We start from the raw sequence: 12,668 nt of genomic DNA on the forward strand, positions 1-12,668 counted from the left end.
TAAAAAACATCATTATGTTTTTTATAATTTAGTTACTGGTTTATTAATAAATTAGCGTTTCAAGCTTCCACCGTTTGTGGAAATAACCTCTTTGTACCAGTGGAACGATTTTTTCCGGTATCTTTCAAGTGTACCGCTGCCATCATCATGACGGTCAACATAAATGTAACCATAACGTTTTTTAAGCTGAGCAGTCGACGCGCTGACAAGGTCGATACAGCCCCAAGATGTATAGCCCAGAACCTCTACTCCATCTTCAATCGCTTCCCCAACTTGAACCAAATGATCATTCAGATAGTTGATCCGGTAGTCATCTTCAACCGTTTTTTCACCTTTTTCATTGGTGATAAGCTCGTCCACAGCGCCCAGACCATTTTCAACGATGAACAGTGGTTTTTGGAAACGATCATAGAATGTATTCAGCACATAGCGCAGACCTTGCGGATCAATTTGCCAGCCCCACTCACTTGCCTCGAGATGCGGATTGCTCACCCCACCGAGGATGTTACCTTCACCTTTGACTTTTTTAGCTTCGTCTGCAGTCTCACAAGTACTCATGTAATAGCTGAACGAGATAAAATCAACCGTATGCTTCAGATCTTCAGCATCACCTGGCTCAAAATGAATAGAGATTCCGTTTTCTTTGAAGAAACGTTTCATGTAACCTGGATATTGACCTCTTGCATGAATATCGGCAAATGCCATGTTTCTGTGATCAAATTCCATTGCTGCAATTACATCGTCTGGATTAGGTGTCAGCGGATAAGTAGGCATACTCAGTACCATACAACCAATTTTGAAATCAGGATTAATCTGATGACCGATTTTTACCGCTCTTGCACTCGCTACCAGCTCATGGTGAATCGCTTGATAAAGATCTTGTTCACTAAGTTGATCTTTTGGTGTGCTAATCCCGCCACTCATGAAGGGTGCTTCAAGAATGGAGTTGATTTCATTGAATGTCAACCAGTATTTTACTTTATCTTTGTAGCGATTAAATACAGTTGTTGCATAGCGCTCATAGAAATCAACAAGCTTACGGTTTACCCAACCATCGTATTCTCTGGACAAATGTAAAGGTGTTTCATAGTGAGATAATGTAACGAGTGGCTCAATGCCATATTTATGAAGTTCATCAAACAAATCATCATAAAATTGCAAGCCTTGTTCATTAGGTTCCAACTCGTCACCTTTAGGGAAGATACGTGACCAAGCTATGGAAGTACGGAACACTTTAAAGCCCATTTCCGCAAAAAGTTTAATATCTTCTTTATAATGATGGTAAAAATCAATACCGATCAACTTCATATTATCTTCTGTTGGTACATCCGTAACCGGCCCCCAGCCACCACGAGGAGTTACATCCTGAATGGACCAGCCTTTTCCGTCTTCTTGATAAGCGCCTTCGAGCTGATTAGCAGCAACTGCTCCGCCCCACAGGAAATCTTTTGGAAACTGTGTACTCATATTTTCTCCGCCTTTGCTGATGTTTTTTCATTAACTAGGACATAAACACGTTACCTCTACGCTAATGTTTATAAAGTACTTCTAATTGAATCTTAAGGTTTGTAACGCGTTTCATGTCAAGTATTATTTTAAAAACTTGCAGAGTCTATAATCGTATTATCTCCAATACTTACTTCCATATTTATAACAACGTCCCGACCCATCTATCCGTTAATTACCAATTGTAACTGGGTGAGCTATTCTTCAAAGCGGAAGGCTTCTATTTTCTTTTTTCCACCAATTGTAAATTGTAGGTCAGGCTTTCAAGGGTAACTGAAATCAACCCATACATGTATTCATCGTGCGTATCGTTTTTTACAAAAATCTCAGGCATATGTTCTTTGGGTACATCTTTAAGACAGCCGTTATAAATATCATCCAACAGTGCTGGCTTAGATAACTCTCCAGTCAAAGCGATCGATACAGGGTCTATAATCGCAATAATGGATGTTATCGTTTTGATCGCCAAAGGAACAAATTCCTGTGTGCTATTTAACTGTTTAAGCTGTTCCTCTCTCGTTATGCCAAAGGGTAAAAAGGAAACTTCCCCAGCAAATTTGGTATTTCCTTTTAACAAATGTCCATCGACAATAAAACCCGCTCCCGGAAAATTATCCTTGGGAAACGTAACAATAGCAAAGGTTTTGTCCTCATCATAATTTTGCATGTTATAAAATCCATAGACGGTCAGATGCATATCATTTTCAATGGTGACTTCTAACCCGTATTTATCTTGAAGGCGTGGTCCTACAGGGACTCCTATCAGCAGATCAAGGTCACAGACATCAATAACCCCTTGATGAACAACCCCCGGAATGCCAATACCAACGGCTTTGACGTTTCCATAGGTATGAATTAGCTCTCCGACTTGGTCATCTATAACTTCATAATCAATATGCGGCACAACGGATGTATTCTCTGCGATAATATCGCCAAGCATATTGGCCACAGCATAAGTAAGAGAATGTACTCCTCCTTCTGTTTTCACAGTTAAACAAATAATATAGGAATAATCAGCGTTATATTTGTACCGTCTAGCCGGGCGACCGCCACTCGACTCTTCCAATTCCATCTCTAATACTTCTCCGGTTTGAAGAAGCTCATTCAGAATATTCCCACAGGTTGCCACACTAAGTCCTGTAATACTGGCTATAGACGACTTGGTTGCAAATTCCTTGGATTTCAGTGTGTTTTTAACTAGCTCTACATTAATTCGTTTGACCCGAATGGTATTATTGGAGACTGGTTGTATTTGAATACACCCCTTTTGAAGTGATTATTAAAAGGTTAATAATAAGCTGTAATATAACGCCCGGTCTGCAATAAGTCAATTTGCACAACCCGTACGCAAGAATATGATTCTCCATTCGATTAGTCGATCATCATGATATACTATGGATAAGAGACAAAAATTTAGTGATAAAACTAACAAGAAAAGGGAGATTCTATTGGCAACTAGCGAATATGTAGCAATCATTGCGTTGATCCTCTCCGTCATACTTTTGTTCAAGGTCTACCGTCTTCAATCTCGACTTAATGATTTGAAATCCGATGTGGAGCGTCTTGAGAACCGTTCAGGACCAACGGAAACATCGATGTCAAGTACAATTACTCCCCCTCCTCCACATTTCCTAGACGCAGAAGCTTCAAAAGAAATCAATCAAAGGCTGCTTCTACTGATCAGGGAAGGAAATAAGATTCAAGCCATAAAAGAATTAAGAATCGCTAAGGATCTGTCTCTTAAGGATGCAAAAGATTATGTAGATCATTTGGAAAAGCTTTAAGAAAGGAAGAATTAAAATGAGTGTCAGCAAAACAAACGCCATGCGCATATTAGACGGGCAACACATCCACTACAATATTTTGAGTTATGACCATCAAGATGGAAAAATAGACGGTATGAACGTAGCCGAAAAGATCCAAAGAGCACCGGAATCCGTTTTTAAAACCTTGGTTGCACATAGCAAACAAAATCTGTTTGTTTTTGTGATTCCTGTACATAAAGAGCTTGATCTCAAAAAGGCTGCCAAATCTGCGGGAGAGAAAAAAATTGAAATGCTTCCTGTTAAGGAGTTGCAAAAGCATACAGGATATATTCGCGGTGGCTGCTCTCCCATAGGAATGAAAAAGCTCTACCCCACTTATATCGACCAGCCCGCAGTTGAACTGGAAACGATCGTTGTAAGCGGCGGGAAAATTGGAACTCAGCTGGAACTGAGTCCGCACGATTTGGCTCAAATCATTCAAGCACAGTTTACAGATCTATCGCACACGGTATAAAACTCATCATGTCATCATAAAATCTTTATGCGTATTTTCTCTTAATCCTATGCTTCATCATGCTTCAACCTAGAGAGGAAGATCAAATGATGCATAATGATTGCTCAAAGAAAGTCGGAATCCCCCAACCCATCAGAAGTGATGGTGCAGGGGGCATCGACAAGGGTCCACGTGATGTGATGAGGGATTTACAAAATCCGGATATGCTGGTTCCTCCCGTAACGGACAATGGTCTCATACCGAATATGCGGTTTTCTTTTTCAGATGCTCATATGCAGCTTAATCATGGTGGGTGGTCAAGAGAAGTTACAGTAAGGGAGTTACCCATTGCCACAACTCTTGCCGGAGTGAACATGAGTTTGACACCGGGCGGTGTCCGTGAGCTTCACTGGCATCAGCAGGCAGAATGGTCTTATATGCTGTTAGGAAGTGCACGTATTACGGCAGTTGACCAAGATGGACGTAATTTTATTGCTGATGTGGGCCCAGGCGATCTCTGGTACTTTCCACCAGGCATCCCGCATTCTATACAGGGCCTTGAAGAAGGCTGTGAGTTTTTGCTGGTTTTCGATGATGGCAGTTTTTCCGATCTGAACACCTTATCCATCTCAGATTGGTTCGCCCATACTCCCAAAGAGGTGATTTCTGCAAATTTCGGGATTCCAGAAACCGATTTTGCAGCCATTCCTCAAGACCAAGTCTACATCTATCAGGATTCCGTTCCCGGTTCAATCCAAAGTCAAGCGGTTCCCTCTCCCTATGGGACGTTGCCCCTATCCTTTAAGCATGAATTACTAGCTCAGCCCCCGATCAAAACACCGGGCGGAAGCGTACGGATCGTCGACTCCTCCAATTTTCCGATTTCCAAAACTATCGCAGCTGCCCTGGTTGAGATTGAGCCCGGAGCCATGCGAGAGATGCACTGGCACCCCAATAATGATGAATGGCAATACTACCTTGCAGGGCAAGGACGGATGACTGTCTTTGGCGGTAATGGTGCAGCCCGGACATTTGATTTTAGGGCCGGGGATGTTGGATATGTGCCTTTTGCTTATGGTCATTACATTCAAAATACTGGCTCCAGCACACTATGGTTTCTTGAAATGTTTAAAAGTGACCGTTTTGCAGATGTGTCCTTAAATCAATGGATGGCTCTGACACCTACAGAGTTGATTCAAAGTAATTTACACGTTGGTTCTGATGTAATCTCTAATTTACGAAAGGTCAAATGGCCCGTCGTCAAGTATCCTGGTTACTCTTATGACCCTAAAAATAAATAAAGGAATCACTTCGTCATGATGTCTTCCAGCTGTTTCTGTGGCTCAGAACAAACTGCTCAAATGAGACCGGACAGCGCCCAGTGACAAGCTTAACGGTATCGGTCACTTGATCTTCACTTCCGTTTTCACGTATCCTTCTATCCAATCCTGCCAGCATATCTGCATATTCTTCAGGCATTCCAGCGCGAACCATGCCCGCTTTCAACTCTTCATCAGACAAAGAGATATGCTGGATCGGTTGGACTGTTGATTTCCCAATAATTTCAGCCACTTCGTTATATGTTAGTGTTTGAGGTCCAGTGATGACATGAGCTGTGTTGTGTGGTTTATCGTCAATAAGAGCCCTCACTCCCACTTCTGCAATGTCATCTGCACTTACGAAGCCTATTCTCCCGTTTTGGGTTGCACTATAAATGGCCTTGTTGTTTTTGATCGTTTCCACATGCTGGCCTTCTGTGAAATTCTCCATAAAGTAGGATGGCTGTAATACAGCCCACTCTGGAGCTAATCTACGAAGTGCTTGATGCACAGGTCCAAATACTGGCCCGTCCTCAGGCACAGATGCGCTGCCTAAAAGCACGAATCTTTGCACTCCTTCTCTCAAGGCCCTCTCAATAAAAGGAATCATCACTTTGGCGGGATTGACGTCCAACACAGGTACTACCAAATAAATTTTATCTACATTCATCAGCGCCTGTGTATGTGTTGATTCATCATACCAATCAAAATATACATAATCTTCTTCTTCCCAATTGCCAGGTTTAGTACGCCCAGCCAAACGTACTGGATACTGAAGTTGCGTAAGTTTGGCAGCTACACGGCTGCCTGTTTTGCCGTTTGCTCCTGTAATCAACGTTATATTTCTGTCTTTCATAAAATTCAACTCCTATTTAAATTTTTTATCTTAGTCTAGATTTTCATATCTCCATGAGGCTTGAACTCTTTCATTCATGATTCCAAGGCTTCAAGAGCGACCAAAGGGTTCCAGTAATCTTTGTAGTGAGTAATGCTCCATATTTTCTTCTAACATGTTGCTCATAAATTTATGCATGACTGTTTGCGCTTGCTGTTTTGCTTTGTCGGTATTCGGATTGATTGTCATAGTAGACACCTCGCATAATTATTTTTAGTTCCTGCTTAAAACAAATTCAAGACAGAAATTAAACATAAGAATTCTAGATTGATCAGTCTATAATACTCAAAAAAATTTGACTAATCGGTCTAGAATATTCAAAAAATAAACGCTATTAAGCGTTTATAAAGATCACTCCAAAATCGACAGCGTCGTACGCACAATATCTCTAAGCACCTCAGGGCTTGCGCCTGTCTTGGCGGTAAATGTCAGCGATAATCGGGCATGATTTAGAAATCTGGCGATTGACAACAGTTCAGATTCCGTAGCATGAATCTCCCCCTCACTTTGGGCGCGGACTAGGGCGTTGTAAAAAGCAAGTTCAAGCTTTTCAGTGTTTTCAGTAATAAAAGCTTTGATCTCATGATGATGCGGAGCCTGTTCAATAGCACTGTTCATAATAAAGCATTCCTTCGACAGCCTCTTATCCATCAAGACTCTAACAGATTCATTAAAAATCATCGCTATTGCATCCTTAATGCTCCCAGGTTGACTGAGCAGATGTACTACGGCTTCGGTTTTGTCACGTATGTAAAGCTGAATAGCCGAAAAAAACAAATCATATTTCGTGCCGTAGGTATCATAAAGACTCTGCCGCGCTATACCCAGCTGATCCAGTAAAATGGTCAGAGAAGTTCCCTCATACCCATGCTCTCCAAATACAGCCATAGCTTTTCGCAGAACACTTTCAGTATCAAATTCTTTAGCTCTTCCCAAACCTCATGTTCACCTCCTTGCTTATGATTATAATTTTTTCAGACTGATCAGTCAAGAAAATAAAATTGATTTTATATAATTTTATTTACAAAAAAACCATCGTACCGAAATACGATGGTTTAGGTATGTTTATTTTATCCAAACGCTCAGGTGTAAATGATGCAATCTGACTATTCCTCAGAGTCTACGTTATGGTAAACCTGCTGAACATCCTCCAAATCTTCTAATGCATCAATCAATTTATCAAATTGAGCCTGTGCATCCTCTGGAAGAGTAATATCATTTTGGGCAAGCATGGTGAGCTCGGCAACGGTAAACTCCGTTACTCCTGCCTGCTTGAAAGCTTCCTGAACAGCATGGAATTGATCAGGTTCTGCATATACGATGACAGCTTCATCTTCTTCGATGATGTCACGAACCTCGACATCTGCCTCCATCAACAGCTCCAGCACTTCATCTGGAGTTTTACCCACCAGACCAATAACTGCTGTTGAATCAAACATATAGGCTACAGATCCGCTCACGCCCAGGCTACCGCCATTTTTAGTAAAAGCAGAACGCACATCTGATGCTGTACGGTTTACGTTATTGGTCAGTGCATCTACAATGACCATGGAACCGTTCGGTCCGAAACCTTCATAACGAAGCTCTACGTAGTTTTCATCGCCAGCACCTTTTGCTTTTTCAATAGCGCGGTCAATGATCGCTTTCGGTACATTGTACGTTTTTGCACGTTCTAACACGACTCTTAGGACCCGATTGGATTCAGGATCAGGCTCGCCCTGTTTGGCTGCCACATAAATTTCCACGCCAAATTTAGCATATATACGACTCGTATTAGCATCCTTGGATGCCTTCTTTTCTTTAATGTTATTCCACTTACGTCCCATAATATCCCGCTCTCTTCCTGTATGAATATACACAACGAACTTCATTATATCCTTGTATATTATATCTCCTAAAGGACATACGAACAAGTTCAAACACTCCGTTATGGAAAAATAAACAATTCTGCCTACAATCCTCCTCATCTATGGACAACAATCCTATGAATGTCTAAGATGAGGAGGAAGTCTGACTTGAAGGAGATTATTCACTTGGATGTCTTATATAAAAAGTTGAGCAATAACCATGAAATCACGGTATATGAAACCACGGAGCTGTATGGTGAAAAGGGGTTATTTCGTGTGATGGAATTTTCAAATGCGGCTGTCCAAGGTGCGCTAGATTTGAATCATCCGCAACGCATTCTGTTCGAATATCCCAGAGCAATCATCCATCTTATGGAGCTGAACGATCCGTCATTTGAAGACGTGTTTGTTATCGGGCATGGTATAGGCACGATTGCGGGTCACTTTACAGATAAACGTTTTAAGATTGCCGAGCTGGATTCGCAAGTAGTAGAATTCAGCCGAACATTCTTTGGGTACGACCAGAACAATGTGACTATTGGCGATGGACGTCGCATCCTGGAGAAGGAGGCCCCGGATGCTTATGACTATATTATATTGGACGCCTTCACGGAGCAGGGTACACCCTTGCATTTAGTATCCTGGGAATTTTTCAAGATGGCTAAAGAAAAGCTGGATTCCGAAGGATCGCTAATTATGAATGTAATGGGCAAAAGTGAACACGATCATCTAGTCCATGCCATTCACACAACGTTGCGTGAAGAATTCGCCTATGTCACAACGTTCTCTCTACCATCGGAAGGCGTTGCCGACATTCAAAATATCATTATGATAGGTCGAGACAAGCCCATTCGTTTTCAGGCACGTCAGATGGCGGACTTTCATGAGATTACACTTGGAGAAGGTCATATTCTGCGGGATACAGATGCTTAGTGTTGTATGAGACTCAATATTCTTCTCTCTACATCATGGATATGAATCGACTCTTTGTTGCTGTTTCTTCGCTCTACGAATTCTACTTTTCCGTGTTCAGCATCTTTACCAACGACGATGCGCACGGGAATACCTACTAAATCTGAATCTTTAAATTTAACTCCTGGACGTTCGTCACGATCATCTAGCAGAACCTCTATACCGCGATCCTGTAGTTGGCTGTATAGCTCCTCGGCTATTTGCATCTGAAGCCTGTCTTTCACTGAAATCGGAATGATATGAACCTGAAACGGAGCCAGTGCGTGGGGCCATATCATTCCGTTCTGGTCATGATTCTGCTCTACAATGGCGGACAGGATTCGGGAAATGCCAATACCATAGCAGCCCATAATCATCGCTTGATTGGTTCCAGACGCATCTAGAAAGGTCGCCCCCAACTTCTCACTGTACTTGGTGCCCAGTTTGAATACGTGTCCAATCTCAATTCCACGGTGGAGTACCAATTTCCCTTCGTCACATCGAGGACATCTATCCCCTTCTATAACATTACGTAAGTCTGCCACATGCCGAAGATCTAGATCGCGCCTTGGATTCACATGCCGATAATGGTAGTCCTGCTCGTTCGCGCCTGCGAAACCGCTGGACATTTGGACAACGGCGTAATCCACCCACACAGGGATTGTCAAGCCGCATGGACCTATGGACCCGGGTGGGGTTCCAGTTGCCTTTGTGACGGCATTTGCACTTGCTATTTCGAATTTTTCACTACCTAAAATTCGTTTAACTTTTACTTCGTTGACCTCATGATCTCCTCTGACAACTACCGCAATCGGCTGATCGTCAGCCATATAAATCAATGTTTTGATGATTTCTTTAGGCTCTATGTGAAGGGTATCAACCAGTTGATCTATGGTGCGTAGACCTGGAGTATACAGTTTTTCCATTTCATCTGTATCGATAGAAGGATGGCTGTCATGTTCATTTTCATCGAAGACAGAAGATATTCCTATGCTTCCCGTCGAACGCGGCTCCGCCTTCTCAAGATTGGCAGCATAATCACAGCAGGTACACGCCACTATGGTATCCTCTCCTATATCAGCCAGCGCCATAAATTCGTGGGTTTCACCTTCACCACCAATAGCACCAGCATCTGCTTCGACGGCGCGAAAATTTAGACTGCAGCGGGTGAAAATACGTTGGTATGCCTGGAACATGGCCCAATAAGTGTGATCTAGTCCCTCCCAATTGGCATCAAACGAATAGGCATCCTTCATCAAAAATTCTCTGCTGCGAAGCAACCCAAACCGAGGACGTCGTTCATCCCGAAACTTGGTTTGAATTTGATACAGTGTTACAGGCAATTTCCGATAGGAATTCACTTCATTTCGTATTAAAGACGTAATGACCTCTTCATGTGTAGGCCCTAATGCAAACTCCCGATCATGTCGATCTTGCAGACGCATCAGCTCTGAACCGTACACATCGTATCTCCCCGATTCTTGCCACAGTTCCGTTGGCTGTAATACAGGCATCAGCAATTCTCCAGCTCCTGCACGATCCATCTCATCTCGTACAATTTGTTCCACTTTTCTGAGTACCCGTCTGCCCAGTGGCATATAGGTATACATTCCAGCCGCCAATTGGCGGATAAATCCTGCCCGCAGCATAAGCTGATGACTAATCACTTCGGCCTCTGCAGGTGCTTCACGCAAGGTTGTCAGTAATAATTGGCTTTGGCGCATGTGTGGCTTCCTCCTTGTAAGAACGATAAAATGTACGCAAAAAAGACACATCCGTCAGGGACGAATGTGTCGTGGTACCACCCTTCATTTGACCGTAACCATATTCGGCACGGTCCTTCTTTAGATAACGGCATCTGGCCGGTAACGGTTTATCTTACGCACCGCTACAGCTCGCAAGGCAGGAAAACGTTCATTCGCGGCGAGAAACCTTTCAGCCCATGGGTTTCTTCTCTGTACAGCGGGTAATTGAACCTTTGATCCTTGGTCTACACTATTCCTATATATTACAATTTTCACCACTTTACTCGAAACGCAGATTCAAGTCAAGGAGATAATTGTCTATCTGGGCTCAGCCAAGGACATGAACGATATTTAGATTTTAAGATAATCAAATTCCTTTCATTACCATATTGCAAAATGAGCGGCCATATTTTAGGACGGATACGCCTGCGAAAACCCAGAACAAATCGGACAAACCGAGGTGAAATATCCCAAATACGAACGGCTTCTTGCTCTACTCCTTTGGGTAGCTCCTTGGAAAATAAAAAACGGTTAAGCGAACGCGTGATAACACCTGATATCGCCTCAATCGTGCTGACATCCATTACGATGATTGTGTCGGAACGCTGGAGTCGCTCGGTAAAATAACGTTCATGATAATTGCCTTCGATAATCCACTCTTCCCCTTGCAGGACTTCACCCAGCTGTTTATGAAATTGTTTGTCTGTACTCCGCTTCCACTCCGGTCCCCAATACAAATCATCCAACGAAATATACGGCAAATGAGTCCACATCGACAGTCGTTTGGCCAAAAAAGTCTTGCCGCTCCCCGGTGAGCCGATTACGATAATACGTTTAGCATGCTGCACAGCTAGAAGCTCGTCACTCACTTCCCCACGTAAGGTTAGCGTTGAATAGATCAGTCGATATAGAAATCCTACTGCCAAAGCCCCTCCCTTTAAAAGCAAATAAAGAAGAAACAGCGGCAGAAAAACAATAGCGTATTTCACACTGTCCATCAGACAACCTGCCCCTTTTATACATTCAATATTTGAGATCATTACATCTGTGAAGCTCTAAATACACGCTGTTGTAGGTTAAGTGTTCTCTTCTTTACTTATGTATTTTTCTTTTTAAAATACACACCCTTAAAAAATACAAAATTTTGCGAATGTGTGCCATACAGCTCCTGGAACCTAGAATGGAGTTTATTCACAGAAATGGTGTCTGAGACTGTCCGATCCGTTTGTATGGTTAAGTCGACACAACTGATTCCAAACTGGCACACTTGCTCCATAGGATAACCTTGGGTAATTCCATAAATCATCCCGGCAATAAACGCGTCATCTGCGCCTGTGACATCAATGACCTGTTGAACTGGAGGGATAGGGATTTGTCCATGAGTTCCATCCTGAGAAGCAAACAACACATGCTCAGCACCGCAGATAATAATGACATTTTGAACCCCTAGTTTGTGAAAAACTCGAGCTGCGTCCAATATCTGCTGGTCATCTTTAAGTTCCAGTCCCAAATAAGCTTCAGCCTCTTCCGGTTGGCATACCAGCCATTCCACCCCATGCAAATTTCGGGGAAGCTTTCTCATCTTGGAAGCCGACACCGATGAAACGACAAGCGGAACCTGATGTTCCTGACAGACATGTATGGTGGCCGCTATTACGTTCATAGAGAAATTAGTGTCCAGCAGAACAAGTCGGGACGAGGCGATTAAAGGAATATTTTCAAAAATTACTGAAGGACGAATCTGATCATAAATCTCCATTTCTGCTGTCGCTACAATCATCTCACCATGCTCGTTTAGCAAGGCAGTATAAACGCCAGTTGACGACTCACCTTTGACTTGAAGAGGAATCACATGCATGTAACGGCTAGACTGTTCGATGATAAATTCGCCTTCCGCATCATCTCCAACTGCGGTTAGCAGGCTGACCCGTCGGCTCAACCTCCCTAAATTTTCAGCTACATTCCGTGCTACCCCACCGCAAGATTGCAGCCTAGTGCTGCTCGGATTGGAGGTGTGAAGCTGAAATGTACCCTTAACCATGATTTTACGATCCAGATTTGCCCCTCCTATACACAGTATTTGTTCGCTAGAGGGCCAAGGCTCGTCCTGTTCATTTTTGTGAATTTTTTTTAATTTCATCATTTG

12 protein-coding genes are annotated in these 12,668 nt (G+C 42.8%); 4 read left to right on the forward strand and 8 right to left on the reverse strand.

Translation table 11 applies throughout. The annotated features are described in order from the left end of the window. Positions 1-51: 51 nt before the first annotated feature. Positions 52-1,467, reverse strand: coding sequence for a glycoside hydrolase family 1 protein (locus tag G9G57_RS12845; protein ID WP_016818977.1), 1,416 nt, complete (start codon positions 1,465-1,467; stop codon positions 52-54). 259 nt (positions 1,468-1,726) lie between these two features. Next, entirely contained in the window at positions 1,727-2,635 is a 909-nt protein-coding gene (locus tag G9G57_RS12850; protein ID WP_031463469.1) for an ROK family protein, read from the reverse strand. A 319-nt stretch (positions 2,636-2,954) separates the two neighbouring features. Between G9G57_RS12850 and G9G57_RS12855 the strand changes: the two genes are divergently transcribed. The 3 genes from G9G57_RS12855 to G9G57_RS12865 all read left to right on the forward strand — a co-directional run bounded on the left by G9G57_RS12855 (position 2,955) and on the right by G9G57_RS12865 (position 5,066). Next, positions 2,955-3,290, forward strand: coding sequence for a ribosomal protein L7/L12 (locus tag G9G57_RS12855; protein ID WP_090891228.1), 336 nt, complete (start codon positions 2,955-2,957; stop codon positions 3,288-3,290). 16 nt (positions 3,291-3,306) lie between these two features. Next, a complete protein-coding gene (ybaK, locus tag G9G57_RS12860; RefSeq protein WP_016818974.1) occupies positions 3,307-3,786 on the forward strand; it encodes a Cys-tRNA(Pro) deacylase in 480 nt (159 codons plus the stop codon). 89 nt (positions 3,787-3,875) lie between these two features. After that, positions 3,876-5,066, forward strand: coding sequence for an oxalate decarboxylase family bicupin (locus tag G9G57_RS12865; RefSeq protein ID WP_029514310.1), 1,191 nt, complete (start codon positions 3,876-3,878; stop codon positions 5,064-5,066). Positions 5,067-5,079: 13 nt separating this feature from the next. Here the strand turns inward: G9G57_RS12865 and G9G57_RS12870 are convergent, their stop codons facing one another. The 3 genes from G9G57_RS12870 to G9G57_RS12880 form a co-directional block, all read right to left on the reverse strand. Further along, positions 5,080-5,940 carry an NmrA family NAD(P)-binding protein gene (locus G9G57_RS12870; protein WP_107735024.1) on the reverse strand — a complete coding sequence of 287 codons (861 nt, stop codon included), beginning with the start codon at positions 5,938-5,940 and terminating at the stop codon, positions 5,080-5,082. A 390-nt stretch (positions 5,941-6,330) separates the two neighbouring features. Then, the gene (locus G9G57_RS12875; protein WP_025364796.1) at positions 6,331-6,915 is read right to left on the reverse strand and encodes a TetR/AcrR family transcriptional regulator; all 585 of its coding nucleotides are present in this window, start codon (positions 6,913-6,915) and stop codon (positions 6,331-6,333) included. A gap of 170 nt (positions 6,916-7,085) precedes the next feature. Further along, on the reverse strand, positions 7,086-7,805 hold the full coding sequence (locus G9G57_RS12880) for a YebC/PmpR family DNA-binding transcriptional regulator (protein WP_025364795.1): 720 nt from the start codon (positions 7,803-7,805) through the stop codon (positions 7,086-7,088). A 189-nt stretch (positions 7,806-7,994) separates the two neighbouring features. On the opposite strand from G9G57_RS12880, the gene G9G57_RS12885 reads away from it, so the two are divergent. Then, a complete protein-coding gene (locus tag G9G57_RS12885) occupies positions 7,995-8,759 on the forward strand; it encodes a spermidine synthase (protein ID WP_031463465.1) in 765 nt (254 codons plus the stop codon). Here G9G57_RS12885 and G9G57_RS12890 read toward each other — a convergent pair. From G9G57_RS12890 to G9G57_RS12900, 3 genes are all read right to left on the reverse strand, one after another. Continuing rightward, entirely contained in the window at positions 8,756-10,501 is a 1,746-nt protein-coding gene (locus G9G57_RS12890; RefSeq protein ID WP_164965034.1) for a proline--tRNA ligase, read from the reverse strand. The genes G9G57_RS12885 and G9G57_RS12890 overlap by 4 nt on opposite strands. A gap of 323 nt (positions 10,502-10,824) precedes the next feature. Continuing rightward, a complete protein-coding gene (locus G9G57_RS12895) occupies positions 10,825-11,520 on the reverse strand; it encodes an adenylate kinase (protein ID WP_017428508.1) in 696 nt (231 codons plus the stop codon). Between the two features lie 98 nt (positions 11,521-11,618). Next, positions 11,619-12,662, reverse strand: coding sequence for a carbohydrate kinase family protein (locus tag G9G57_RS12900; RefSeq protein WP_031463462.1), 1,044 nt, complete (start codon positions 12,660-12,662; stop codon positions 11,619-11,621). Positions 12,663-12,668 lie beyond the last annotated feature (6 nt).

The sequence above is a fragment of the Paenibacillus sp. EKM211P genome (assembly GCF_011066175.1).
GTDB lineage: Bacteria > Bacillota > Bacilli > Paenibacillales > Paenibacillaceae > Paenibacillus > Paenibacillus polymyxa.